The following is a 25767-nucleotide window of genomic DNA, read 5'->3' as shown; positions in this document are numbered from 1 at the left end:
GGAGTGAGGTGGGCCATGACGGTGACTGTTGTCGGGGTGGATGGCAAGACCCTGCCCGAGGGCGCGTCCAACGCGTTGACAGCGGCTGACCTGGTCATCGGTCCCCAGCGGTTGCTGGACGCGCACGCCCCCTCGGACACGCCGATGCTGGAGCTGGAGCGCGGCCTGGCCGAGGTGACCTCCGCGGTGAACGCGGTCGTGCTGGCCGACGGCGACCCCACGTTCTTCGGGATCATCCGGACGCTGCGGGAGAAAAGCCTCCGCCTGGTCGTCCTGCCCGCGGTGTCGTTGCTGCAACGGATGTTCGCGGCGCTGGGGCGGCCGTCGGACGACGTGTCCGTCGTGCAGGGCACGGACTTCAACCAGGCCGTGAACGTCTGCCGGGCGCGTGGCGCGGTGGCCGTGCTCGGGGCGAACCCGGCGGAGCTGGCGGTCGCTTTGGGCGGCTGGCGGCGGACCCTGGTGGTGGCCGGGCCGGACGGTGAAGTGTCCACTGTGGACCTCGTGGACGCGGCCAACCGGACCTGGCCGGAGCCGTGGGTGGTGCTTTGCCTGGCGGAGCTGGACAAGCTGCCGCCGCGGGGCTGGATCGCCGGTGCGCAGCCGTTGAGCGGTGGCTGGGCGTTGCCGGAGGACGAGTTCGCCTCGCGCGACGGTTTGGTGACCACGGCCGAGGTGCGGGCGGTCGCGCTGGCTCGGCTCGCTCCCGCGCCGGGCACGTTGATCTGGGATGTGGGCGCCGGATCCGGTGCGGTCGCGGTGGAGTGCGCCCGGCTGGGCGCTGCTGTGCTCGCGGTGGAACGGGATCCGATGCAGTGCCTGCGGATCATGGCCAACGTCAGCAAGTTCGACGTGGACGTCCGGGTGGTGGAGGCCGAGCTGCTCGCCGCGATCAGCACGCTGCCCAAGCCGGACGCGATCTTCATCGGCGGGGGCGGTGAGACGGCCATCCGGGCGTGTCATTCCGTTGGCGCGCCAAGGATGGTGGTCGCCGTGTCGTCGATCGACTCGGTGGCGATCTCGATGGACGCCATGCGCAAGGCGGACTACAAGGTCGCCGGGACCCAGGTCGCCGCGGCCCGGCTGGACGAGTTCGCCGACGGCACGACCCGGCTGGCCGCGGTCGACCCGGTGACCGTGCTCTGGGGTGAGAAGTGATCGGCTTGTTCGCGCTGACCGACCCGGGCCGCCGGCTCGCCGGTCAGGTCGCCTCCGGGCTGGGCTCGGACGCGGTGCTCGTCGAGGGGCCGGCCCGCTCGGCGCTCACCCGGATGTGGCCGCAACTGGGCGCGGCGGTGTTCTTCGTCGGCGTCGGCGCCGGGATCCGTTTGGTGGCGCCCCTTCTGGAGAGCGGACGGCCCAACCCGGCGCTGGTGTGCGTGCACGGCGGGTACGCGGTCGCGTTGAACTCCGGCGGGAACGTGCTCGCCGCGGCCATCGCGGAGGCGATCGACGTCGTCGTGGTGCCCACCTCGGACTACCTCGGATCGTCCCCTGTGGACGAACTGGTGCAGTCCCTGGAGACCGCCGTCGATGGCGATCTCGCCGAGTGCAGCGCCGCTGTGCTCAACGGCGATCCGGTGCGGCTGCTGAACCCGCTCGGGTTCGTCCTGCCGGACCTGCCGGGCAACCTCCAGCCGGACAACTACGGGACGGAGTGGACGGTCCTGATCGACGACCGGCTGCCCCTGGTTCGCCCGCGCGGCAAGCTGTTGCGGCTGATCCCGCGGACCCTCGTGGTCGGCGTCGGCTCGACCCGTGGCGTCACCGCCGAAGCCGTGAGCGAGGCCTTGGGGCTGCTGGAGTCCGAGCACGATCTCGACCCGCGCGCGGTGCGGTCGTTCGCCACCATCGAGGCCAAGGCGGGCGAGCGCGGCATCGAGGCCGGCCTGGAGGACTGGGCCTTCTGGCACGGCGAGGGCGACGGCTGCGTACCACCGCTGGCCTTCCACACCGCCGCCGAACTGGCCACAGTGGACGTCCCTCATCCGGCCGATTCCGTTGCCGCGGAGGTGGGAACGCCCAGCGTCGCGGAGGCCGCGGCCCTCTTCACGGCCCGCGAGCTCGGTTCCCGCGTGGAGCTGGCCGCGCCGAAGACCAGCACTGCCACCGTGACCGTCGCCGCCGCCCGAATCCTGCCACCCGAGTAACATCCCGGCGCGGGCTGCGATCCCATCCTGGGGGATGGGGCACACCCGTCTGAGTACTGGGGGATTCGGGTGGATAAGGCTGTTCTGTCCGTTCCAGTGTGGACGCCATCCACGCGCCAAGGGGTCGACACCGACCGCGCGGTGGCGCTGCACGTGCGCAATCTCCACCGTACGCACTTGGCAGGGCGGCCCGCGGCTGACCGGCGCGACCTCGGCGTGACCCCTCACCGTCGCCGATGGCGGCGAACTCCCGGCCGTCATCCGTCTGGCCCCGGTCGATCTGGTCGTGGTTTCTGCCCCGGTGACCGGGGCATCAACAGAGAAAGGGGCGGTCGAGGTGGATGACACCCTGAAGTCCTTGCCGGTGTGGACACCGCCGGGCGATCGGGCGGTGGACTTCGACACGGCGGTGGACTTGCGGCTGCGGAGCCTGGCCTGGACGCGGCGCATGCTCATCAGCGGTGTGGTGAGCCAGGTGGTGCTCGCGGTTTTCGTGCTGCTGCCGGGTGATCCGTGGTACGGCGCCGGGGTGGGGCTGCTGGTGTTCGCGTTGTTCACGCTGGGGCGGCTGGTGCTGTTCCAGCTGCGCTGGGGCCGGTGGATGGGGGCGGCCCGGACGATTCTCGGCGTGGTGACTGCGCGACGGGTGACGGCCGAGGTGATCACGTGGAAGGGCCAGAACGTCGTGCTGTCGCTCGACGGTGGTCAGTCGCGCGTGCGAGTCGGTTCGGTGCACCCCACCGTGCGCGCGGTCATCGCCCGCACCGGCGAGGTCTGGCTGGCCGGCCCGGATGAGCGCGGCATCGCGTTCGTGTTCGCCAATGGACTGCCGGTTCCGTTGCACGCGAAGGTGATCACCGAGGCACCGGCGCCGCGGACGCCCGAACCGCCACCGCCCGCCTCGATGCTCGTCGCCGACGACGCGCTGCCGTTGGCCTATGCCCGGCGGCTCGCGGCGATCCAGGGGGCTCAGCTCGCGGCGCTGCTCGTGTTCGCCGCCGCGGCGATCACCTGGGGTGGGCCCACGCACAGTCTTCGAATCGCCTACGGGGTGTTCATCGGCCTCATCGTGATCTCCGGCTTCGTCCGGCTGGCGCCGACGCTCAGGCTGCCGGCGCTGTTCAAAGACGGCCGCTGGCAGTCCTTCCAGGCCCGGACGAACACCTGGACCGGCGACCCCAAACCCACCGGCGCCCTCGGCGTGACCATCACCCTCCCGGACGGGACCGAACTCCCGGCCGTGATCAAGATCGCGCCGGCCGAGCTGGTCGCCAACATCGTCGAGACCGGCCTGATCTGGATCAACGGAACCCCGATGCTGGAGGACACCCGGGCCGTTGGCCTACCGGGACATCCCATCGCCGCCGCGGCGAAGTTCGTCCGCCACCCCAAGCTGCACTAGCGACCGGTCCAGCGGGGGCTGCGGCCTTCGGACCAGGCCGCGTAGAACTCGGCGTGGTCGTTGCTCTTCATCAGCAGGGCCTGGGTGATGGCCTCGAGTTCGATGGCCGAGCCGAGGTCCATGTCGAGTTCGCGGGTGAGCAGGACTTTGGTGGTGGAGTAGGCGAGGGCGGGCCCGTCGGCGAGGCGATGGGCCAGGGCGGCGGCCTCGGCGGGGAGGTCGTCGACGACCTTGGTGGCCAGGCCGATGGATTCGGCCTTGGCCGAGTCGATTTTGTCGCCCAGCAGCAACAACTCGGTGGCGCGGCCCAGACCGATGAGGCGCGGCAACAGGTACGCCGAACCCATGTCCGCGCCCGCGAGGCCGACCTTGGTGAACAGGAACGCGAACGCGGCCGAACGGGCCAGCAGCCGGAAGTCGCTGGCGAGGGCGATGACCGAGCCCGCGCCCGCGGCGATCCCGTTCACGGCGGCGATCACCGGCAGCGGGCACTCGCGGATCGCCTTGACCACCGCGCCGGTCATCCGGGTGAACTCCAGCAGCTGCGCCGGTTCCATCTTCTGCAGCTCGCCGATGATCTCCTGGACGTCGCCGCCCGAGCAGAACCCGCGGCCCTCACCGGTGATCACCAAAACGCGCGCGTCACCGCGGTGCGGCAGCTCGGCGAGCAGGTCCCGCAGGTCCGCGTAGCTGTCGAAGGTGAGCGCGTTCAGCTTGTCCGGCCGGGAAAAGGTCACGGTGGCGACCCCGTCCGCGACGGTGAAGCCGAAATGCTGCCAGTCCGAGGTGAAACCGGCGGAGGCCCGGAAGGTCACGCGTCTTCTCCTTTGAGCGCCTTGCGATCCAGCTTGCCCGAAGCGGTCTTCGGCAGCGCGTCGACGAACCGCACGTCCCGAGGGTACTTGTGCGGGGCGAGCTTCGAGCGGACGAAGTCCTGCAGTTCCGATGCTTCGACGGAACCCGACGACACCACGAACGCGCGCGGCCGGGTCAGCCCGTCCTCCTGATAGCCCACGACCGCACACTCCACAACGGACGGATGCGCCAGCAGGCAGTTCTCGATCTCCGCGGGCGCCACCCAGACGCCGCCGACCTTGAGCAGGTCGTCGGCCCGGCCCTGGTAGTAGAAGAACCCGTCCGCATCGCGGGTCACCAGGTCGCCGGACACCACCGTGTGCGGGGCGGGGAACGTCTCAGCGGACTTCTCCGGAGCCTGGAAGTACTCCAGCGCAATGGTTTCGCCGACGATCTCCAGCCGGCCCACCTCGCCGTCCGGGACCGGCGCGCCGTCCAGGTCGACCACCCGGGCCCGGTACCCCGGGACGACCTGGCCCAAGCTGCCGCGTTTGGCCTGGCCCGGCCGGTTGGACAGGTAGATGTGGTACGCCTCGGACGACCCGATCCCGTCCACGACCTCGACGCCGAACGTGTCCATCCACCGCGCGTGCAAGGAAGCGGGCAGGGCCTCGCCCGCGGAGGTGCACAGCCGCAGCGAGCTGAAGTCCTGTTCGGACGCTTCCGGATGGGCGACCATCGCGCTCATCATCGTGGGCACGTTGACCAGGATCGTCGGCCGGTACCGGGCGATCAGCTCGAACAGCTTCTCCGGCGTACTGCGTTCGGCGAACACGATCCCCGCGGCACCAACCCCGAACGGGAACAAAGCGGTCAGATCCCGCGCATACCCGAAGAACAGCTTGGGAACCGGCAGAACAACATCATCCGGCTGGATGTCCAACACGCCCTGGGCGTACCAGGAAAAGCTCAAGAGAGGGCTGCGCGCGGTGAGCACACACGCCTTGGGTGCGCCCGTGCTGCCTGTGGTGAACTTCCAGATGGCCACGTCGTCCTTGGAGGTCGGCGCGGCCGCAAGCACATCGGACCCCGAGAAGAACGAAGAGTCCACCACGACAAGGTTCTCGGCACCGGCCGAACGCAGTTTGTCCGCTGTGGACTCATCGGCGAGCACGACCCGCGGCGACACGTAGTCCACGAAGTACTTGTAGTCCTTGACTTGAAGGTACGTGTAGACCTCAGCGGTGACAGCGCCGATCTTCTGCGCCCCATACCAGACGGCGACGAACTCCACGCTGTCGTTCATCGCGATCAACACCCGGTCACCGCGCTGAACACCCAACGCCAGCAACGCGTTCCCCGCCTGGTTCACCAACGAAGCCAAAGCCCCATAGGTGACCGGGCCGGACGACGTCAGCAAAGCCGTGCGGGAGGGCGGGTTGCGGTCGACGAACTGGGTGGCGAGGTTGAACGACCGCGGGATGTCCTCGTAGCGCATCAGATCTCCTCGATCAGCTCCAGGACCATGTCCGCCAACGTCTCGTACGTCTGCTCACCCTCGGCCGCGGTCGCCGACGCGGGCGAGCCGCAGTAGGCCTTGTCCATCCCCATCTCGAGGAAGTCCTTGTGCCCGGCGGACATCGCGGCCGGCATGTCCACCGTGAACGGCGGCAACGCGGCCATCTGCTGCTGGTCCACCAGATCCGGCCGGGCGGCCAGCACCAGCGAGGTCTCGTACTGACCCGCGTGACATGACCCGCTCTGGAACTCCGGGGTCAGCCGGGCGGCGTTGCGGCGCCGCACCAGGTCCAGGTAGCCGACGTTCAGGAAGGTCGTGGCCCGGCGCAGGGTCGCCACGTGCTCGGGCTCGAAGTGGTTGTTCACCACGATGATGTCGACGAACCCCTGTTTGATCAGCGACGAGCACACGTCGACCACGATCGCGTACAGCGTCTCCTCACTCACATGCACGGCGCCCGGGAAAGCGCTGGCATATCGGGTGACGCCGTAGGGCAGCGGTGGCAGGACCAGCGCCCGCACGGTGGGGTGGGACGCGAGGCGGCGGACGGCCCGTTCGCAGACCTCGACCGAGATCAGCGGGTCGGTGCCCAGCGGCGCATGCGGGCCGTGAGGCTCGATCGCGCCGACCGGAAGCAGCAGCACGGGCCGTCGCGGCCCGGTCAGCAGCGCCGCGACCTGCGGCGACGTCAGCTCGGCGAAGGAGAGCACCCGGGAAACTTTACGGTTGACCCCGCTGAACAGTCAACTATGCTCGCGGCATGGCCGAGGCACCCCAGGACCTGGTGATGACGCTGCTGGGCGCGCACCTGAACCCGCGCGACCGGCAGGTCTGGTCCGGCGGCCTGGTCGACCTGCTCGCCGAGTTCGGGTTCTCCACCGGAGCGGCCCGGGTCGCGCTGACTCGCCTGGTCCAGCGCAACCTGCTCGACCGGGTGAAGGACGGCCGGCTGGTGCACTACACGATCACCCCGCGCAGCGCGGCCGTGTTCGAGGAGGGCGACCGGCGGATCTTCAGCCTCGGCCGGGACGTCCCCGAAGTTCCACAGTGGACGGTGCTGTGGCACGCCATCCCGGAGGAACGCAAGGTGGCCCGCACCCGGCTGGTCCGGCGGCTGCGGTTCCTCGGCTTCGGCCCGGTCCAGGACGGGACCTGGATCGCCCCGCACGACCGGGAACGCGAGGTGACCGCGTTGCTGAGAGAACACGGCGTCAGCCAGCACGCGGGCCTGCTGCTCGGCAGCCCGGCGGCCTCGCTGGACTTCCGCTCGTTCGTCGGCCGGGTCTGGGACCTCGACGAGCTCGGCGACCGTTACCGCGTGTTCGTCCAGGAGTACGGCGGGCGTGATCTCGCCGGCCTGACCGACCGGGCCGCGCTGGTGCTGCGGACCAGGATGACCCACACTTTCCGCCAGTTCCCGTTCCTGGACCCGGAGCTGCCCGCCGGGCTGGTCCCGGCGCCGGCCTGCCGTGCGGATGCCGTGCGGTTGTTCCACGATCTCTACACCGCGCTGGCTCCAGCGGCCACGCGCCACTTCGACGAGGTGATGCAGCCGTGACCGACCACTCCGCCGCCCTGACGTACTCGTCCTACCTGGCCCTCGACGAGGTGCTCGCCGCGCAGCGGCCCCGCTCCGACGAGCACGACGAGTTGCTGTTCATCATCATCCACCAGGTCTACGAGCTGTGGTTCAAACAGCTGATCCACGAGTTCGGCAAGCTGCAGCGCGCGCTGACCAACGGCGAGACCGCGCACGCGAGCCACACGCTGGTGCGGATCCGGGCCATCCTCAAGGTGATCGTGGCGCAGATCGACGTGCTGGAGACGATGACCCCGCGCCAGTTCACCAGTTTCCGGGCCCGGCTGGACGCCTCCAGCGGGTTCCAGTCCGCCCAGTTCCGGGAGATCGAGGCAGTGCTGGGCCGCCGGGATCCCCGTGTGTTCAACCACTACCCGCCCGGCCCGCAGCGGGAACGGATCGAGGCGGCGATGAACCGTCCGTCCATTTTCGACGCTTTCCTCAGCTATCTGGTGCTGCACGACTACCAGGTGCCACATGACCGGCTGCACCGGGATGTCTCGCTGCCGCTGGAGGCCTCGCCGGACCTGCAGAAGACGTTGCTGCAGGTGTACAAGGACGACGCCGGGCCCGCGCAGATCTGCGAGCGGCTGGTGGACCTCGACGAAGGCCTGCAGGAATGGCGCTACCGGCACGTCAAGATGGTCGAGCGGGTCATCGGCGACAAGAAGGGGACCGGTGGGTCGGCGGGCGCGGCCTACCTGCGGACCACCCTGTTCACCCCGATCTTCCCGGACCTGTGGGCGGTCAGGAGCGAGCTGTGACCGACCAGTCCGCACGCCTGGCCCCGCACTACTCGAAGTTCCGTGTCGCAGAACGACTTCTGCTGTCCGCGCACTCGCACCAGGCGTGGCCGGACGTCGCCCTCGAAGGGCAGGCCGAGGCCTTCGAGGACGCGGCCGACGGCGTGGACGACAAGTGGGCCAAGGCTTTCGCCAAAGCGGACCGGGTCAGGGACGGCTTGCGGCTGTTCCTCGGCGACCCGTCCGCCGCGTTGGCGTTGGGGCAGAACACGCACGATCTGGTGCTGCGGTTCCTGTCCAGTGTGGACCTCCGGCGGCGGCCGCGACTGATCACCTCGGACGGTGAGTTCCACACCCTGCGGCGGCAGTTGGCCCGCTTGGGCGAGGAGGGAATCGAGCTGGTCCGGGTACCAGCCGCCCCGGCGGACACCCTCGCGGCCCGGATGGCCGACCTCGTCGACGATCGCACGGCGGCGGTCCTGGTCTCGGCGGTGTTGTTCGAGACGTCCAGGATCGTGCCCGGTCTGGGTTTTCTCGCCGAAGCGTGCCAACGGAACGGCACGGAACTGCTGGTGGACGCCTATCACGCGCTCGGCGCGATGCCGTTCTCCACGGCGGAGTTCCCGGCGGCGTGGGTGGTCGGCGGCGGCTACAAGTACCTCCAACTGGGCGAGGGCAACTGTTTCCTGCGCCTGCCACCGCACGCCGACACCTTGCGCCCGGTGATCACCGGCTGGTACGCGGAGTTCGCCGAGCTGTCCGACGACCACAGCGCCGCAACCATCGGCTATCCCTTGGGTGAGGCCCGGTTCGCTGGATCCACCTACGACCCGACCAGCCACTACCGCGCGGCCCGCGTCTTCGACTTCTTCGAGGAGCAGGGCCTGACCCCGGTGTTCCTGCGCAAGGTCTCCCTGCACCAGACCACCTTGCTGGCCAACAGGTTCGACGCGCTGAACGCCCCCGGCATCACCCGGGACCTGGCACCTCGCGAGGAGTTCGGCGGGTTCCTGTCCTTGCGAACGGCCGACGCTCAGCGACTGCACCGCCGTCTGGCCGAAGTGGGCGTCCGGACCGACAGCCGCGGCGAGTACCTCCGCTTCGGCCCGGCTCCCTATCTGTCCGACGACCAGCTCCACAAGGCAATGGACCTGTTCGAAACTGTTCTTTGACGTTTCGGAACGGAGATCAGTTCTTGACGGGTCAGTTCTTGTCGCCGAGCAGCCGCATCGCGCGCAGCGAGATCTCCATGTGGAAGCGGTCGTCGGGATCATTCAACCGATCACCGAACAAAGCCTCGAGCTGGTGCAAACGATAGCGAACGGTTTGCGGGTGGACTTTCAGCCGCCCGGCGATTTCCGGAGCGCTTCCACTCGTTTCCAGCCAGGCCAGCAACGTTTCACCGAGACGTTCGCGTTGTTTGACGGTCAGCGTCGCGAGTGGGCTCAATGTCCGTTCCGCGAGTTCCCGGGCCAGAAACTCGTCGGTGAGCAGCCACAGCGTGGAAAGGTGGTCCCCGCTCCAGACCACCGGCGTGTCAGCCAGCAGACCCCGGTGCACCAGCTGCAGTGCCTGGCGGGCCAGCCGCAAAGAGGTCCGGGCCTCGGAAAGACGCACCTTCGGCCCGACCACGACCCGCCAGCCCGGCAGCTGTTCATGCAGGCTGTGCATATGCGGGCTGTCCGCGGCCATCACCAGGCACGGTTCGGCGGCTTCCAGGTCGTCCAGAACACCCTCGTCGAACGTGGGCAGCTCGAATTCGGAATTGCGCCGTTCCAGCGCCACCACCACGATGTGCTCGGGCAATGTCCAGGCCGCCGACAATGCCAGTTCGGCCAGCGTCTGCGGGGAGGCGGGCGGCTCGGACAGGATCATCTCCAGCAGCCGCCTGCGCCGCCGTTCCAGCGCCCCGGCCGCCCTGGCCTGCGCGGAGGCGTACCCCTCCAGCGACAGCACGGAGATCTCGTCGATGTAGTCGAACACCGCCTCGGCGAGCTGACAGATGGTGACCACCGGCAGGTTCAGCGCCTGGCCGTGCTCGGCGATCCGCCGCCAGGCGACCCGCGCGCCGATCCGGTAGGCGCTCTGCAGGGTGTCCACGCTGCGGCCTTCGGCCACTTCAAGGCGGCCGAGGTGGCGGAAGATCTTGGCGCGGTCCTCGCGCGGGGCGCTGGGGTCGGCGAGCCGGTCGATGAACTGCCCGACCGCCTCCTCGACACCGCCCGTGACCACCGGGCCGAACGGGCCGTCCAGCAGGCGCGCGTACTCCGGGATCGACCTGCGGATCTCGTGCACGACGGCGACGGCCACCTCGGCGGCGCGCGGACGGAACAGCGCGGCCAGCTCGCGCGGCAGGGTCGCCCAGATGCGCTGGGTCGGGCCCGGCGACCGCGGCGGCGGCAGCAGGCCGTCGAGTTTCGCGGCCGGCGCGGCAGGAGTGCGGCGGGCACTCGTGTCGGTCACGGCGTCGTCCTTTTGAGCGGCAACAGAAACCTGTCTTATCGTCGTTGATATCGCCCAAGAAGTTATAACTTGCGCACTATATTTTGGTCTCAGGTTTGCTGTCAACGGCTCACCAGCTGGGACTCCGGTTGGCCAACGCCATTCGGAGTAGCGTCGTTAGACCACTCACGCCAGTGACAACTTTCGCCCCCGTTTGTGTCCGGTGGCGGATATGTTTGGGCTGATCAGCCCATGGTGGAATACTCCGGAGGTGGTCCGCGCGCATCGCGGTAACAAAGATCAACACCGTTGTACGTCGTGTCGTGACAACTTTCGGAGTCACCAAATGGACATTTAGCGAGGTCTTGTTAGCCCTGTCTCACCGAAGTAACCTACTCGCTGGTAGGTCTGCGGGGCGAATCAATGCGGACCTACACCAGCCGCGTTCTCACTCCCTGTCGGTGAGAGCATGAGGAGGTAGGTAAATGAAGCTACGCGACCTGAGATTTTCGGGGAGACGTATTGCTACCGTAGTTGTTACCGCAGCCATGGCAGCAGCGACCATCACGGTCGGTACTGCCCATGCGGTATCGGTTACGAAGAACCTCACTTACAGATGTACGTTCCCGTTGGTCGGCCCGCAGGACGTGGCCGCCACGGTCCAGATCACCTTCCCCGACACGGGCACCACCGGCGCCCGGATCGTCAACGGTGACCTGAGCATCGTCGCCACGCTGAGCGCCAACGTCGTCAGCGCCCTGCGTGCGTTCCAGACCGCCACCACCGAGGGCTCCGCGGTGGCCGACGTGGACGCCTCGCACCTCACCAACAGCTTCACCCTCGGCGTCTCCGGCCTGAAGATCGCCAAGCAGAACGTGCCGGCCTCGGGCACCATGCCGGTGCAGATCTCCGGCCCGACCCCGAGCATGATCGTCTACAAGGCCGGCAACGTGGTGATCAAGGCCGGTCAGCAGTTCAACGCCAAAGTGGACACCCGCAAGGCCAACGGCCAGCCCACCGCTCTCGGTGTGCTGAACGTGCCCTGCACGGTCAAGGCGACCACCCCGGCGCAGGACCTGAGCCTGGCGACCATCCCGGTCACCGGTGCCGACGTCACCCCGCCGGACCAGGGCACCCCGGCCTCCGGCCCGGTCGACAAGACCCTCGTGTACAACTGCGTGTTCCCGCAGAGCGGGGCCGTGGACGTGCCCGGGCACATCACCGGCACCATCCCGGCGACCGGCACGGTCAACCAGCGCCTGCAGCCCAACCTGAGCATCGCCGCGACCCTCCCGTCCTCGGTCGCGGATGTCCTGCGGGCCAACAGCGCTGCCACCGTGTCCGGTAGCGGGCAGGCCGACGCGGACGCCTCCTACAACGGCTCCAACATCACCGTCGGCATCCCCGGCCCGGTTCCCTCGGTCGCCGTCCCGGCGTCCGGTGACCTGACCGCCACGCTCGCCCCGTCGGTGCCCAGCCTCGCGGTCCCGGCCGCCGGCTCGATCGTGCTGTCCGCGGGCCAGCAGCTCAACGGCACCTTCACCCCGCTGAAGGCGGACGGCACCCCGACCGCCCTCGGCACGTTCTCCGTCCCCTGCACGCTGAACCCCGGCCAGAACCCGGCGCTCGGCACCATCGTGGTTAGTTGATACAGCTCCTGAAGCTTTTCAGCTAACGCAGCGCTACCTGAGAACAGGGCCGGTGCGACCACCTCCCGGTGGCCCGCACCGGCCCACAGGTCCTATTAGGACTACCAGGACCCGAGACGTTGGAGCCGCCGTGTCAGCACGAGTCCGGACCGGTGCGGCGATCGCGGCCGCGGTCGTCAGCATCTCGATGGCCGTCGCCACCGCCAGTTCGGCCGACCCGACCACGTCCGCCGGGGCACCGCCACCGCCCGCGCCGAGTGCTCGCAGCCTGACGAACGACTGCGAGTTCCCCTTGGGCGGCAAGCAGGTGATCACCGCGGACTTCCGCGCGCAGTTGCCGGACACGGTGGCCGCGGGCCAGGCTGTCACGTTCACCGACGCGGCTTTGAAGTTCGCGTTGCCCGAGGCGATGGTCGGCGCGCTGCGCGAAGGCGGTGTCGCGACGCTCGAAGGCAGCGCTGCGGTGGGGGTTCTGTCCACTGTCAGCAAGAAGACCACCGCGATGGTGGAGATCCCCAAGACTCCCTTGCCGGACAAGGGTGACCTCGTGCTCGACCTGCCGGCCGAACTCACCCCGGAGGTCAAGCCCGCCAAGGCCGGTACGGCCTCGTTCACGGTGGGACCGTTGGAAACGCTGTTGCTGCCGCGGGATGCCAAGGGCGAACCCGTTCCCGGCGCGAAGAAGGTCACCTGCACGTTGGCCGAGGGGCAAGATGCCGCGTTCGGCACGGTGAAGGTCACGCCGCCGGTCTCGGCCAAGCCCGCGGACCAGCCGGGTTCCGGGGCGCCGGCCCCGTCGAGCCGGGCACCGCAGCCCGGACCGGACAAGAAACCCAAGAAGGGCAAGGCAAGGCTGCAGGACGACCCGCCGCTCTGCGGCGACCCGGTGGACCCGTTCGGGTTCTGGACGTACTACCCGCTCAACGGGCACGTCGACGTGAAGAAGCTCGGTTCGGGCATCGACTTCGGCCCCGGCTACCTCAGCGCCCAGCTCAACACCTGGACCGACCCGAACAGCGGCGCGCTCTGTAACAATCTGCTCGGCGACTTGCTCTGGCCGCCCGCGCACGGCAAGTTCATCGTGTTCCGGTTCATGCCAACGGAGGCAGACGTCACGGTGACCCAGACCGCGCCCACACAAGGACTTCTGGACAATGGTGTGTTCATTGGCGGCGCCACCACCGACATGCGGATGACCAACGTCACCGTGAACGGCACCCCGCTGGACGCCGGGCCGAAATGCCATACCAGCCAGCCGGTCCGGATCGCGCTGCACTCCAAACCCGAGGAGTGGAACCCGTTCGGCTCGCCCGCCGGGTTCATGGAGGCCGACTTCGACATCCCGGCGTTCGCCGGCTGCGGTGTCGGCCAGGACCTCAACCCGCTGTTCACCGGGCTGATCTCCGGCCCGGGCAACCACATCCGGCTGGACTTCGGCGACATCGTGTTCTGCGAGGACGGCTCGCAGCCCTGTGCCCCGCCGGTGGCGGCGAAGCAGGCGAAGAAGGGACGCAGGTGACCACCCCCAGGCTGTCCTCCCGCGGCCTCAACGCGCTCCGTGAGGTCGGGCGGCTGTGCTCGCTCGGCCTGGACGTGTTCCGGCTGACCTTCCGCCGCCCCTTCCAATTCCGCGAGTTCGTGCACCAGTGCTGGTTCATCGTGTCGGTGACCATCCTGCCCGCGGCGCTGGTGGCGATCCCGTTCGGCGGCGTGATCGCGTTGCAGCTGGGGTCGCTGACCCGGCAGATCGGCGCCCAGTCGTTCACCGGTTCGGCCAGCGTGCTCGCGGTGATCCAGCAGGCCAGCCCGATCATCACGGCCCTGCTGATCGCGGGCGCGGGCGGGTCGGCGATCTGCGCGGACCTCGGCTCGCGCAAGATCCGCGAGGAGATCGACGCGATGGAGACCCTCGCGGTCTCCCCGATCCACCGCCTCGTGGTGCCCCGGGTGTACGCGGCGATCGTGATCTGCGTGCTGCTCAACGGGATGGTCAGCGTCGTCGGCGTGCTCGGCGGGTACTTCTTCAACGTCATCCTGCAGGGCGGCACGCCGGGCGCCTACCTGGCGACGTTCTCCGCGCTGGCCCAGCTGCCGGACCTGTGGATCAGCGAGATCAAGGCGATCATCTTCGGCTTCATCGCGGGCGTCGTGGCCGCCTACCGCGGTCTGAACCCCAAGGGCGGCCCCAAAGGCGTTGGCGATGCGGTGAACCAGGCCGTGGTGATCACGTTCCTGCTGCTGTTCTTCGTGAACTTCGTGCTGACCACGATCTACCTGCAGGTCGTTCCGCGGAAGGGGCTGTAGGCCATGGTCATGGAACGGCAGCTGGACCAGTTCGGCCGGCTCGGCGACCAGCTCTCCTTCTACGTGAAGGCGTTGCTGTGGATCCCGCGGGCGGTCCGGCGCTACCTCAAGGAGATCATCCGGCTGCTGTCCGAGGTCAGCTTCGGCTCCGGGGCGCTGGCGGTGATCGGCGGGACCATCGGCGTGATGGTCGGCATGTCCGTGTTCACCGGGACGGTCGTTGGCCTGCAAGGGTTCTCGGCGCTGAACCAGGTCGGCACGTCGGCCTTCGCGGGCTTCCTCTCGGCGTACTTCAACACCCGGGAGATCGCTCCTCTCGTTGCCGGACTGGCGTTGTCGGCCACGGTGGGCGCGGGTTTCACCGCTCAGCTGGGCGCGATGCGGATCTCCGAGGAGATCGACGCGCTTGAGGTGATGGGCGTGCCCAGCATGCCGTTCCTGGTCACCTCGCGGGTGGTGGCCGGGTTCATCGCGATCATCCCGCTGTACGTGATCGGCCTGCTGACCTCGTACCTGGCCGCGCGGACCATCACCGTCGAGTTCTACCAGCAGTCCGCGGGCACCTACGACCACTACTTCACGCTGTTCCTGCCGCCCGAGGACGTCCTGTGGTCGTTCCTCAAGGTGATCGTGTTCAGCGTGGTCGTCATCCTGGCCCACTGCTACTACGGCTACCGCGCCTCCGGTGGCCCGGCGGGCGTGGGCATGGCTGTGGGCCGGGCGGTGCGATGGTCCATCGTGGCCATCAGCATCCTGGACTTCTTCCTCAGCCTGGCCATCTGGGGCACCACCACGACGGTGAGGATCGCCGGATGAGCGAGGAGCGCTACCACAGCACCGGGCTGCGGCTGCTCGGCGTGGTGTACGTCGTGGTGATCGCGTCGTTCCTCGCGCTGACGGTGGCCATCTACGTCGGCGCGTTCTCGGACGACCCCAAGGTCACCCTGCGCGCCAACCAGATCGGCAACCAGATGCAGCGCGACGCGGACGTCAAGCTGCGGGGAGTCATCGTCGGCCGGGTCACCTCGATCAGCAGCGACGGCGGCGGGGCTCGCCTGGAGCTGGCGATGGATCCGGCCACTTTGGACCGCATCCCGAAGAACGTCTCGGCGAGCCTGCTGCCCAAGACGTTGTTCGGCGAGCGGTACGTCAACCTGGTGATGCCCCCGGCGCCGAGCGGGAAACTCGGCGGCGGCGACGAGATCAAGCAGGACAGCTCGGCCGCCACGGTGGAGATGGAGCGGGTCCTGAACGACCTTCTCCCGTTGCTGCAAGCGGTTCAGCCGGAGAAGCTCGCCGAGATGCTCAACACCCTGGCACAGGCCTTCGAAGGCCGGGGAAAGCCGTTGGGTCAGACGCTGACCCAGGTCGGCCAGTACATCGGCGACCTCAACCCGCAGCTGCCGCAGATCAAGGAGGACATCAGCAGGTTCGCCTCGGTCGCCGACACCTACGGCGACGCGGCCCACGACTTCCTGCAGGCGCTCAACGACTTCACGGTCACCAGCAAGACCATTGTGGACCAGCGAGACTCGCTGCTGACCTTGTACCAGGCCCTCGGCACGGCCAGCACGGACCTCACGACGTTCCTCGGCCAGAACCGCAACACCATCATCGGCCTGGCCGACACCAGTCGCGGCACGCTGGAGCTGCTGGCGAAGTACTCGCCCGAGTACGCGTGTCTGCTGACCGCGGTCGCGGACTACAAGCCTCGCATTGACAAGGCTTTCGGCAACAACGGCATGCAGGCCTCGCTGCATGTCAAGCAGTTCGACCGCGGGAAGTACATCCCGGGCAAGGACGATCCGGTGTACAAGGACAAACCCGGGCCGCGCTGCTTCGGGGTGGACGCGCCGAAGTTCCAGCCGATCGCGACCACCGTGCGGAACCTGCCGAACTCGCCGGCCGAGCAGCAGATGCTCGACGGGCTGCTGGGATCCACGATGGACACTGTGCCCGCCTGGAGCAGCCTGCTGGTCGGACCGCTGTACCGGGGTGCGGAGGTGACGGTCGGATGAGAGGACTCACCGCCCCGCTGATCAAGCTCGGCGTGTTCGCCGTCGTGACGGTGTCTTCGACAGCGTTGCTGGGGCTGACGATCGCCAACGTCGACCTGCGACCGTCCGAGGAGTACTCGGCCCGGTTCGGCGACGTGACCTCCTTGTCGGTGGGCGACGATGTGCGGATCGCGGGTGTGCGGGTCGGCCAGGTCGAGTCGATCGAGCTGGTGGACCAGCGCGTGGCCCGCGTCCAGTTCTCCATCGACGCCCGCCGCAAGCTGCCGGTGTCGGTGTCCGCGACCATCAAGTACCGCAACATGATCGGCCAGCGGTACATCGCGTTGGAGCGCGGTGTCGGCCCGTTGAACACCTTGCTGGCGCCGGGGTCGGAGATCCAGCTGGACCACACCAAACCCGCGCTGGACCTGACGGTGTTGTTCAACGGCTTCAAGCCTTTGTTCCAGGCGCTCAACCCGGACGACGTCAACAAGCTCTCCCAGGAGATCGTCCAGGTGCTGCAGGGCGAGGGCGGCACCGTCGAGAGCCTGCTCGCGCACACGGCCTCGCTGACGTCGGCGTTGGCGGACAAGGACAAGGTGATCGGCGAGGTGATCACCAACCTGAACAACGTGCTGGACACCGTGAACGCGCACAGCGACCAGCTGCGCGACCTGATCATCTCGTTGCAGCAGTTCGTCAGCGGGTTCGCCAAGGACCGCCAGCCGATCGGCGAGGCGATCAGCTCGCTGGACGAGCTGGCCGGCGCGACGGCGGGCCTGGTCGAGGACAGCCGCCAGCCGCTCAAGGAGAGCATCACCGCGCTGGGCCAGGTGTCGAAGAACCTGGCGGACAACGACCAGATCGTCGACCAGGCCCTGCGCAGCCTGCCGGTGAAGATGGCGGACATCGGCCGGACGGTGAGCTATGGCTCGTGGCTCAACACGTTCCTGTGCTCGGCCGACGTGACCCCGGGCGTGCCGATGCCGATCGCCGGCGGGATCCCCGTGACGCAGCCGAGGTGCAAGTGATGAAGTCGTTTCAGGAACGCAACCAGGCGGTCATCGGCTCAGTGAGCCTGGTTGTTCTCACGCTGATCGGGTTGGCCGCCTTCTACTCCGACGACCTGCCGATCATCGGTGGCGGCACGACCTACACCGCGCACTTCACCGAGGCCGCTGGGCTGATCTCAGGGACCGAGGTCCGGGCGGCGGGCGTGAAGATCGGTACCGTCCGCGAGGTCGGGCTGGAGGGCGACCACATCAAGGTCCGGTTCCGGGTCAAGGACGCGTGGATCGGCAACCGCAGCACGGTCGCCATCCGGATCAAGACCCTGCTGGGCGCCAAGTACCTGGCCGTCGACCCACAGGGGACGGACGCGCAGGATCCCGGCAAGCCCATCACCAGGGACCGGACCACCTCGCCGTACGACATCAACCAGGTCTTCGACCAGCTGGCCAACACGGTCAACGAGATCGACACGGACAAGCTCGCCCAGGCCCTCGGCACGCTCGCGGACACGTTCGCCGACTCGCCGCAACAGGTCCGCTCGGCGCTGGAAGGGCTTTCCGCGCTGTCCAAGACGATCTCGTCCCGCGACGCCGAACTGGCCCGGCTGCTGGCCAACACCCAGCAGATCAGCCACACGTTCGCCGACCGCAACGCGGAGGTCGAGAAGCTGCTCAACGACGGCGGGCTGCTGCTGGCCGAGATCCGCAAGCGGCGGGACGCGATCAGCTCACTGCTCAAGGGCACCCGCGATCTCGCGGCGCAGTTGACCGGTCTGGTGAACGACAACACCGCGCAGCTGCGGCCCGCGCTGGAGCAGCTGGACCGGGTCAACACCATCCTGCAACGCAACCAGGACAACCTGTCCAAGAGCCTGGCGCTGGCCGGGCCGTACTACCGGTTGCTGGGCAACGCGGGCGGCAATGGGCGCTGGCTCGACTTGTACGTGTGCGGCCTGGTGTTGCCGCCCTCCGGCGATTCCGGGGACTGCATGCCTCCGAAAGGCGGGTCGAAATGAGCCGGGGAGCGCGGGCGCTCACCGTCCTGGTCGTTCTCGCGCTGGCGCTGACCGGGGTGACGTACTGGATCTTCAGCCCACGCGGCGGTAAGCACATCACCGCGTACTTCTCCTCCGCGGTCGGGCTCTACGTGGGGTCGACGGTTCGCGTGCTCGGCGTGCCGGTGGGGACGGTCGACGAGGTCGTCCCGGCCGGACGGCAGGTGCGGGCCGAGCTTTCGGTGGACACCGACCAGCCGATCCCGGCCGAGGCGTCGGCCGTCGTGGTGGCGCCGAGCCTGGTGTCGGACCGGTTCGTGCAGCTGGCTCCGGTCTACACCAAGGGCCCGCAGCTGGAGTCGGGCGCGGTGATCCCCGTCGAGCGCACGGTGACTCCAGTCGAGCTGGACGACCTTTACAAGAGCCTGAACCAGTTGTCGTCCGCGCTCGGCCCGGATGGCGCCAACTCCAAAGGAGAACTCTCCCGGTTGCTGGACGTGATGGCGGCCAACACCAAGGGCAACGGCGCCCTGATCGGCGAGACCATCAAGCAGTTCGCCGACGCCTCCAAGGCCCTCGCCGCCTCCAAGGACCAGCTCTTCGGAACGGTCGAAGGTCTGGCGCAGTTCACCACCATGCTGGCGCGCAACGACAAGAGCGTCGCCGAGTTCACCGAGCAGCTGCGGGATGTGTCGGCATCCTTGGCGGCCGAACGAGGTGACCTCGGTGGGGCGCTGGCCGAGCTGGCGTCCGCGCTGGAACTGGTGCGGAGCTTCATCCGGGACAACCGGACCGCCCTGAAGTCCAATGTGGACAAGCTGACCGGGATCACCAGGATCCTGGTCGACCAGCGGCAGTCGCTGGCGGAGGCGCTGGATGTGGCGCCGAACGCGGTGACCAACCTGAACAACGCGGTCGACCCGGCCACCGGCCGGATGGAGGTCCGGCCGAACATCCTGGAGTTCTACCCGCCGCCGGTTCCGGGCGGAATGGTCGCCTGCAACGTCAAGCCGCCCAGCGGGCCGGTGACCAAGCTCCAGGACAACTGCGAGGCCATGAAACCAGGCACTGCCACGGGTGCTCCGCCGCTGCTGTTCCCGCCGATGGGCCAGCAGTACACATCGGAGGGTGGTCACTGACGTGCGTGCGCTCCTGCTCGCGGCCCTGCTGCTGACCACAACCGCCTGTGGCGCCGGTGGTTTCAACGGCGTCTACAACCTGCCGCTGCCCGGCGGCGCGGACCTCGGCGATCATCCCTACCGGGTTCGCGTGCAGTTCACTGATGTGCTGGATCTCGTGCCCCAGGCCGGGGTGAAGGTCAACGACGTCGCGGTTGGCAAGGTGGACGAGATCGACGTCGGTGGCGACGGCTGGACCGCCGAGGTGGTCCTGCTGGTCAACGGAGACGTCAAGCTGCCGGCCAACGCTTCGGCGGCCGTGCGCCAGTCCAGCCTGCTGGGCGAGAAGTTCGTCGAGCTGAGCGCACCTCGCGTGGACCCGGCTTCGGCCCGGCTCGCCGACAACGACCTGATCCCGGTGGAGCGGACCAACCGCAACGCCGAGATCGAGGAGGTCTTCGGTGCGCTGTCGTTGCTGCTCAACGGTGGTGGTATCGGACAGTTCCAGCAGATCGCGCGCGAGGTCAACAACGCGCTGGACGGCAACGAGTCCGGCATCCGGGCGCTGCTGTCCAACATGGACAAGTTCATCGGTGAGCTGGACGCGCACCGCTCGGAGATCACCCGGGCGCTGGAGAACCTCAACCGCCTGGCTGCCACGGTGTCCGCGCAACGCGACGAGATCGCCGGAGTGCTGAAGGATCTCAGTCCGGGCCTGGACGTACTGATCAAGCAGCGCAACGACCTCGTGGACATGTTGAAGTCGCTGGACAAGCTGTCCCAGGTCGCGGTCGACACGGTGAACAAGTCCAAGGACGACATCGTGGCCGACCTGAAGGCGTTGGCGCCCACCCTGCGCGGGCTGGCCGCGGCGGGGGAGAAGCTGCCGCAGTCGTTCGAGGTGCTGCTGACCTACCCGTTCACCGACAAGGCGGCCGCGGCCATCAAGGGTGACTACCTGAACACGTTCGTGACGTTGGCGGTCCCCGGCCCGACGAGCGCGCCGGACGAGCCGGCCGTCCCGTTGCCGCCGATGGACCCGCCCGTCTTCACCCGAGGGGGCCGCTGATGCTCAGCCGTCGGATCAAAGTCCAGGTGGCGATCTTCGTGGTGATCGCCCTGGTCGGGGTGAGCTATGTCGGCGCCAGCTACGCCGGTCTGGACCAGCTGTTCGGCGGTCGCGGGATCGTGGTGAAGGCTCAGCTGGCGTCGTCGGGCGGGTTGTTCACCAACGCCGAGGTGACCTACCGGGGTGTTCGCGTGGGCCGCGTTGGACCGATGCACCTGACCGATGACGGCATCGAGGTCGAGCTGCGGCTGGACCCGTCGGCGCCGCGAATTCCGTCCGATTTGGACGCCGCGATCGCCAACCGGTCCGCGGTCGGTGAGCAGTATCTGGACCTCAAGCCTCGCCGGGACGACGGTCCGTACCTGCAGGACGGGTCGGTGATCCCGCAGTCGGCGATCAAGATGCCGTTGCCGGTCGAGACGGTGCTGTCCAACTTGGACGATCTGGTCGCCTCGGTGCCGTTGGACTCGTTGCGGACCGTTGTGTACGAACTGGACGATGCCTTCCGTGGCCGCGGTTCGGACCTGCAGTCGTTGATCGACAACCAGGCCGCGCTGATCCAGTCCGCCAGCGACCACCTCCCGGCGACCGAGCGGTTGATCAACGACGGCGGCAAGGTCCTGCTGACGCAGGAACAACAGGCCGACGCGATCAAGTCGTTCAGCCAGGACACCCACCTGCTCGCCGAGCAGCTCAAGAAGTCCGACGGCGACCTGCGCAACCTGATCAGCGCCACCCCCAAGGTGTCCAACGAGATCAGCGGCCTGATCCAGGAGTCCGGCACCGGAATCGGCGTGGTGCTGGCCAACCTGCTGACCCCGTCCCAGGTCTTCTCCACCCGCGGCGACGCGTTCGAGGAGCTGCTGGCCTCCTACCCGCAGGCGGTGGCCAACGGCTACCGGTGGATCGGGCCGAACGGTGAGGTCAACCTGAACATGTTGCTGAACTTCAACAACCCGCCGCCGTGCTTCAAGGGCTATGAGGGCACGGCGCAGCGTCCCGGCAAGGACACCACCCCCGCCCCGTTGAACACCAACGCCCGCTGTGCTTTGCCATATGGGAACGAGAGTTCGGTCCGTGGCTCGCAGAACGCGCCCAAGGGCGGGCCGGTTCCGGCGCCCTCGGGGGTGATGGCCTTGACGCCGGTGCGAACCGGACCGCATTCGCTTGACGAGGTACTGGGAGGTGCTCGGTGATCCAGAAGGTGTTCGCCATCGTGCTCGCGGTGGCGGCGGCCGGTTTCGCCGGCTACGCGGGCTGGAGCTGGTGGCATGCCTCCGATACCGCCGGTGCGTACGCGGCCTCGCGCGAAGAGGTGCTGCGGGTCGGCGAGCAGGGCATCGCCAACCTGACCACTTTGGACTACCAGAAGGTGGACGAGGGGCTGGACCGCTGGCTGGAGTCGTCGACCGGGACGCTGCGGGACAGCCTCGCGCAGAGCCGGGATGACAGCCGCAAGCAGCTGGCGGAGGGCAAGTCGGTGACCGTGGGCAAGGTGACCGACGCCGCCGTGACCGAACTGGAGACCGATACCGCGCAGGTGATCGCGGCCGTGGAGATCACCGTGACGCCGGAGGGTGGGTCACCCGTGGTGAAACGCAACCGGTTCGAGGCCGGCCTGAGCCGCACCGACACCGGATGGAAGCTCAGCTCGCTGCGCGAGGTGACCGTGGGGGCATCATCATGACCGTGAAGCAGCGCCCCACCCGCCGCCCCCGCGTAGCCGGCCACAACCGCCGCAGCGCCGCACCCGAGACCCCCGAGGTCACCGACTCGCCAGGCGCCACTGCCTCGGGGAAAGCCGCGGATGCGGCGGAGGCCGCGGTGGGCCGGCCGACGGCGACCGAGGCTTCGGCGGAGACCATCGATGCCGCCGAGGCCTCGTCGGAGGCCGTCGATTCGGCCGGAGCCGCCGATGTGGCGGAGGGCTCCGGCACCTCGGTGCTGGAAGCCGAGGAGGCGCCGGGTTCGGACCTTGAGGCCGTCGACTCCGACGCTGTCGAGGGGAAGGCGCGATGGCCGTTCGCGCTGATCATCGCCGCCGCGCTGCTTGTCGGGGCCGGGGCGTTCTTCCTGGTGCGGGCCAACACCGTTGACAGCGGCGTGGACACGCGCGGGATGACCGAGGTGAACGGCCAGGTCAAGGACGCCGTGGAGAAGATCTTCTCGTTCAGCTACGACAAGGTCGACGAGTCCAGCGCCGCCGCCCGCCAGGTGCTCGCCGGGACCGCGGTCCAGGAGTACGACAAGCTGATCGCGCAGGTCCGCGAGCAGGCCCCGTCGCAGAAGCTGGTGCTGGCGACCCGCGTGACCGACATGGGCGTGAAGTCCATCGACGGCGACCACGCCGAACTGCTGGTGTTCCTCGACCAGGTGGCCACCCGGGTGGACACCAACAAATCGACCGGCAGTGCCGCGGCGCTCTCCGTGAAAGCGGAACGCCAGGACGGCACCTGGAAGATCGTGGAACTCCTGCCCCGTTAACCGGCTCGTGAGTGGTTTTGCTCGTTCGCACGGGCAAAACCACTCACGAGGGGTTCGGCGTGGCGGATCAGCCCCAGTTGATCTGCAGGGTCAGGCTCAGATTGTTGTCCGGGCCTGGAATGAGACCGTTCAGAATTCCGGTGGCGAGGTTGCAGTTCGCGAACTCCGGAATTGTGTAGGTGGCGAGCAGGTCGCCGCCTTCCAGTGGGTTGAAATCGGGCGCCGAGTGCAGGTGGATCTGCGCCGGGGTCTTGGTCTGGCACTTGTCGCCGACCAGCAGCGGGATGAAGCCGATCGCCTTCACGTCGGACAGCTTGATGTTGATCTTCGCGTTGGCGTCGACCACCCCGTCGACCAGCGTGCCGACCGCGTCGGTGGCCTCGGTCATGGTGACCGTGGCCGTGGTCGGGAAGATGCCGAAGATCTTGAAGCTGCCCTGGGCGGGCGGCAGGGTGATCTTCGACGTGAAGTTGCCGGTGGCGCCGTCGAGATCGACAACCAGCTTGCCGGGGCCGAGGGCAAGGTTCGCATTCAGTTTGTTGATCGTCGACGAGCCCTTTGTGACATCATAGGTGAAAACCGGCTCGGCGACCGCGGTGGTGGCTCCCAACAACACCCCGGTCAACGCGACGGCAGCGACAACAACGGGTCTCAGCATTGTGCATCTCCTCGGAAAAAACGCACTCCTCGGGTCGAACCTACTCGTGAGTACATTACCGTTGCGACCTGGGCCGAACAAGAGTTTCCGGCCGAGGAGAAATTGTCATTCCGGTGATGAGAAATACGCCTGCGCTTGTCTGGAGAACGCTATGACTCCGGCACTGCGAGATGATCCGCCGCGCGTGTGGGAGCAGGGCCGCGCCTTCTTCCGTGAGCCGGACCGTCCGGCGGTCGCGCTCGAACAGCTTGGTGCGCAACGACAGTTCGAGCTGGCGGAGCTGTTTGCTCAACGCGGGCCGCGAGATGAACAACGCGTCCGCCGCCCGCGTGAAGCTCAGCCATCCGGACTGAACGCGAAGGCGACACTGGGGGCGGCGGCGACCGTGCGCCTCGCCGGTCTGGCCGAAGAACTGGGATACACGTCGTGGTGGGCGGGCGAGCACGTCGTGCTGCCGAGCCCCGCACTCCCGAAACCCCGATGGAACCGACCGACCCGATCCTGGACCCGTTGGTACACCTCACGTACGTGGCCGCGGTGACCACGAAGATCCGGCTCGGCACCGCGATCGTGATCCCAAGCCGGAACTCGAGATCACCTTCATGCCGTGCCCATCGACCTCATGTCCCGGCGAACGCGTGATCGGTAGCCGACCAGGCAGCGCCGATCACGCCCGCCAGCTCGCCCAGCTCCGACAACACGATCGGCAGGTTCCCAGTGGCCAACGGCAGGCTGCGGCGGTAAACCGCGCTACGCACCTCGGCGAGGAGCTGGTGGCCGAGGCGCGAGACGCCACCGCCGATCACGACCATCCCCGGGTTGAGGAAGCTGACCAGCGACGCGACCACGTGGCCGAGGCGGCGGCCGCCCTCGCGGACGAGGTTGGCCGCGGCGAAGTCACCGGCGGAAGCGGCGGCGGCGACGTCCTTGGCGGACAGTTCACTTTGGTGTGCCAGCAGATCCGCGAGGTACGTCGACCGCCCGCTGCGGGCCAGCGTCAACGCGTCGCGGGCCAGGGCGGCGCCGCCGAAGTACGCCTCCAGGCAGCCGACCTCACCGCACGCGCACGCGGGGCCGTAGTCGTCGAGCTTGATGTGCCCGATGTCCCCGGCGGTGCCCGCGACCCCGCGGTAGACCCGGCCGCCGAGCACTATCCCGCAGCCGATGCCGGTACCGACCTTGACGAAGATCAGCTCATTGAGTGACCGCGCCACTCCGGCGTGTCGCTCACCGAGGGCCATCACGTTCACGTCGTTGTCCACTGTGACCGGGCAGCCCCACTGGCTGGACAGCCGGTCGCGCACCGGGAACCGGTCCCAGCCAGGCATGATCGGCGGCGCCACCGGCATGCCGTCCCGGAAACTCACCGGCCCGGGCAGCCCGACGCCCGCGCCGACCAGGCGTCCGGTGACCTCGCTCTGCACCTTGGCCGCTAGCTGGGTCAACCGCTCCAGCACCAGCACCGGGCCCTTGCGGATGTCGTAGTCCTCCACGACGTGCGACAGCACCTCGCAGCGCGCGTCCGTGACCGCCACCCCGATCGAGGTCGCCCCGATATCCGCGGCGAGAAATCGCAGGTCATCGGCCAGTTTCACGAGTGTCGAGCGGCGCCCGCCGCGGCTGGCGGCCGGCCCGCCGGACTCGACGAACCGCCAGTCGAACAGCCGCTCCAGCTCCGTGGCCAGCCGCGCCCGGGGCAACTCGAGGCGCTCACCCAGCTCCACCTTGGCCAGCGGTCCCTCGTCCCGGAGCAACGCGAGGAGCTGGGACTGCTGGCGGGTCTCGACCCGGGGAATGGCTTGCACGGTCACAGCTACATTGAACATCACACGGGGAGGAGAACGGGGAAATCG

Annotated in this window: 25 protein-coding genes; 18 read left to right on the top strand and 7 right to left on the bottom strand. The window is 68.3% G+C overall.

Annotated features, from left to right (window positions below; genetic code table 11):
* Positions 1 to 15 precede the first annotated feature (15 nt).
* The 3 genes from cbiT to AB0J95_RS33920 all read left to right on the top strand — a co-directional run bounded on the left by cbiT (position 16) and on the right by AB0J95_RS33920 (position 3552).
* The gene (gene cbiT / locus AB0J95_RS33930; RefSeq protein ID WP_364767215.1) at positions 16 to 1158 is read left to right on the top strand and encodes a precorrin-6Y C5,15-methyltransferase (decarboxylating) subunit CbiT; all 1143 of its coding nucleotides are present in this window, start codon (positions 16 to 18) and stop codon (positions 1156 to 1158) included.
* A complete protein-coding gene (locus AB0J95_RS33925; protein WP_364767212.1) occupies positions 1155 to 2150 on the top strand; it encodes a cobalamin biosynthesis protein in 996 nt (331 codons plus the stop codon). The genes cbiT and AB0J95_RS33925 overlap by 4 nt, the downstream gene beginning before the upstream one ends.
* Before the next feature lie 337 nt (positions 2151 to 2487).
* Positions 2488 to 3552 (top strand): hypothetical protein, encoded by a 1065-nt coding sequence (locus AB0J95_RS33920; RefSeq protein ID WP_364767209.1) that lies wholly within the window; start codon positions 2488 to 2490, stop codon positions 3550 to 3552.
* On the opposite strand, the gene AB0J95_RS33915 is transcribed toward AB0J95_RS33920, so the two are convergent.
* The 3 genes from AB0J95_RS33915 to AB0J95_RS33905 are packed head-to-tail and all read right to left on the bottom strand — an operon-like array spanning position 3549 to position 6576.
* A complete protein-coding gene (locus tag AB0J95_RS33915; RefSeq protein ID WP_364767207.1) occupies positions 3549 to 4367 on the bottom strand; it encodes an enoyl-CoA hydratase family protein in 819 nt (272 codons plus the stop codon). The genes AB0J95_RS33920 and AB0J95_RS33915 overlap by 4 nt on opposite strands.
* Positions 4364 to 5845, bottom strand: a complete 1482-nt coding sequence (locus AB0J95_RS33910) for a benzoate-CoA ligase family protein (RefSeq protein ID WP_364767204.1) — start codon at positions 5843 to 5845, stop codon at positions 4364 to 4366. The genes AB0J95_RS33915 and AB0J95_RS33910 overlap by 4 nt, the downstream gene beginning before the upstream one ends.
* Positions 5845 to 6576 carry a creatininase family protein gene (locus AB0J95_RS33905; protein WP_364767201.1) on the bottom strand — a complete coding sequence of 244 codons (732 nt, stop codon included), beginning with the start codon at positions 6574 to 6576 and terminating at the stop codon, positions 5845 to 5847. Before AB0J95_RS33905 ends, AB0J95_RS33910 begins: the two co-directional genes overlap by 1 nt.
* Positions 6577 to 6626: 50 nt before the next feature.
* Between AB0J95_RS33905 and AB0J95_RS33900 the strand changes: the two genes are divergently transcribed.
* The 3 genes from AB0J95_RS33900 to AB0J95_RS33890 are packed head-to-tail and all read left to right on the top strand — an operon-like array spanning position 6627 to position 9360.
* Positions 6627 to 7424 (top strand): PaaX family transcriptional regulator C-terminal domain-containing protein, encoded by a 798-nt coding sequence (locus tag AB0J95_RS33900; RefSeq protein WP_364767198.1) that lies wholly within the window; start codon positions 6627 to 6629, stop codon positions 7422 to 7424.
* The gene (locus AB0J95_RS33895) at positions 7421 to 8209 is read left to right on the top strand and encodes a tryptophan 2,3-dioxygenase family protein (RefSeq protein WP_364767196.1); all 789 of its coding nucleotides are present in this window, start codon (positions 7421 to 7423) and stop codon (positions 8207 to 8209) included. The genes AB0J95_RS33900 and AB0J95_RS33895 overlap by 4 nt, the downstream gene beginning before the upstream one ends.
* On the top strand, positions 8206 to 9360 hold the full coding sequence (locus tag AB0J95_RS33890) for a kynureninase (protein WP_364767193.1): 1155 nt from the start codon (positions 8206 to 8208) through the stop codon (positions 9358 to 9360). The genes AB0J95_RS33895 and AB0J95_RS33890 overlap by 4 nt, the downstream gene beginning before the upstream one ends.
* 31 nt (positions 9361 to 9391) lie before the next feature.
* Here the strand turns inward: AB0J95_RS33890 and AB0J95_RS33885 are convergent, their stop codons facing one another.
* Complete coding sequence (locus AB0J95_RS33885; RefSeq protein ID WP_364767190.1) at positions 9392 to 10651, bottom strand: helix-turn-helix domain-containing protein; 1260 nt, start codon at positions 10649 to 10651, stop codon at positions 9392 to 9394.
* Between the two features lie 464 nt (positions 10652 to 11115).
* Here AB0J95_RS33885 and AB0J95_RS33880 point away from each other — a divergent pair, with 464 nt between their 5' ends.
* From AB0J95_RS33880 to AB0J95_RS33825, 12 genes are all read left to right on the top strand, one after another.
* Complete coding sequence (locus AB0J95_RS33880) at positions 11116 to 12279, top strand: DUF6801 domain-containing protein (RefSeq protein ID WP_364767187.1); 1164 nt, start codon at positions 11116 to 11118, stop codon at positions 12277 to 12279.
* A gap of 130 nt (positions 12280 to 12409) precedes the next feature.
* Complete coding sequence (locus AB0J95_RS33875; RefSeq protein WP_364767185.1) at positions 12410 to 13798, top strand: DUF6801 domain-containing protein; 1389 nt, start codon at positions 12410 to 12412, stop codon at positions 13796 to 13798.
* Entirely contained in the window at positions 13795 to 14583 is a 789-nt protein-coding gene (locus AB0J95_RS33870) for an ABC transporter permease (RefSeq protein ID WP_364767182.1), read from the top strand. The genes AB0J95_RS33875 and AB0J95_RS33870 overlap by 4 nt, the downstream gene beginning before the upstream one ends.
* A gap of 9 nt (positions 14584 to 14592) precedes the next feature.
* Positions 14593 to 15399, top strand: coding sequence for an ABC transporter permease (locus AB0J95_RS33865; protein WP_364767180.1), 807 nt, complete (start codon positions 14593 to 14595; stop codon positions 15397 to 15399).
* Positions 15396 to 16601 (top strand): MCE family protein, encoded by a 1206-nt coding sequence (locus tag AB0J95_RS33860; protein ID WP_364767177.1) that lies wholly within the window; start codon positions 15396 to 15398, stop codon positions 16599 to 16601. Before AB0J95_RS33865 ends, AB0J95_RS33860 begins: the two co-directional genes overlap by 4 nt.
* A complete protein-coding gene (locus AB0J95_RS33855) occupies positions 16598 to 17611 on the top strand; it encodes an MlaD family protein (protein WP_364767174.1) in 1014 nt (337 codons plus the stop codon). Before AB0J95_RS33860 ends, AB0J95_RS33855 begins: the two co-directional genes overlap by 4 nt.
* Complete coding sequence (locus AB0J95_RS33850) at positions 17611 to 18606, top strand: MCE family protein (protein ID WP_364767171.1); 996 nt, start codon at positions 17611 to 17613, stop codon at positions 18604 to 18606. Before AB0J95_RS33855 ends, AB0J95_RS33850 begins: the two co-directional genes overlap by 1 nt.
* Positions 18603 to 19724 carry an MCE family protein gene (locus tag AB0J95_RS33845; RefSeq protein WP_364767168.1) on the top strand — a complete coding sequence of 374 codons (1122 nt, stop codon included), beginning with the start codon at positions 18603 to 18605 and terminating at the stop codon, positions 19722 to 19724. The genes AB0J95_RS33850 and AB0J95_RS33845 overlap by 4 nt, the downstream gene beginning before the upstream one ends.
* Positions 19714 to 20772 (top strand): MCE family protein, encoded by a 1059-nt coding sequence (locus tag AB0J95_RS33840; protein ID WP_364767165.1) that lies wholly within the window; start codon positions 19714 to 19716, stop codon positions 20770 to 20772. The genes AB0J95_RS33845 and AB0J95_RS33840 overlap by 11 nt, the downstream gene beginning before the upstream one ends.
* On the top strand, positions 20772 to 21968 hold the full coding sequence (locus AB0J95_RS33835) for an MCE family protein (protein WP_364767163.1): 1197 nt from the start codon (positions 20772 to 20774) through the stop codon (positions 21966 to 21968). Before AB0J95_RS33840 ends, AB0J95_RS33835 begins: the two co-directional genes overlap by 1 nt.
* A complete protein-coding gene (locus tag AB0J95_RS33830; protein ID WP_364767161.1) occupies positions 21965 to 22459 on the top strand; it encodes a hypothetical protein in 495 nt (164 codons plus the stop codon). Before AB0J95_RS33835 ends, AB0J95_RS33830 begins: the two co-directional genes overlap by 4 nt.
* Before the next feature lie 2 nt (positions 22460 to 22461).
* Positions 22462 to 23256 (top strand): hypothetical protein, encoded by a 795-nt coding sequence (locus AB0J95_RS33825; RefSeq protein ID WP_364767159.1) that lies wholly within the window; start codon positions 22462 to 22464, stop codon positions 23254 to 23256.
* 67 nt (positions 23257 to 23323) lie between these two features.
* Here the strand turns inward: AB0J95_RS33825 and AB0J95_RS33820 are convergent, their stop codons facing one another.
* The 3 genes from AB0J95_RS33820 to AB0J95_RS33810 all read right to left on the bottom strand — a co-directional run bounded on the left by AB0J95_RS33820 (position 23324) and on the right by AB0J95_RS33810 (position 25725).
* Positions 23324 to 23914, bottom strand: coding sequence for a hypothetical protein (locus AB0J95_RS33820; RefSeq protein WP_364767156.1), 591 nt, complete (start codon positions 23912 to 23914; stop codon positions 23324 to 23326).
* Positions 23915 to 23969: 55 nt separating this feature from the next.
* Entirely contained in the window at positions 23970 to 24359 is a 390-nt protein-coding gene (locus AB0J95_RS33815) for a LysR family transcriptional regulator (protein WP_364767153.1), read from the bottom strand.
* Between the two features lie 175 nt (positions 24360 to 24534).
* Positions 24535 to 25725, bottom strand: a complete 1191-nt coding sequence (locus AB0J95_RS33810; RefSeq protein WP_364767150.1) for an ROK family protein — start codon at positions 25723 to 25725, stop codon at positions 24535 to 24537.
* Between the last annotated feature and the right edge of the window lie 42 nt (positions 25726 to 25767).

The sequence above is a fragment of the Actinocrispum sp. NPDC049592 genome (assembly GCF_040675465.1).
Classification (GTDB): domain Bacteria; phylum Actinomycetota; class Actinomycetes; order Mycobacteriales; family Pseudonocardiaceae; genus Kibdelosporangium.
This window is presented reverse-complemented; position numbering and strand designations above follow the sequence as displayed.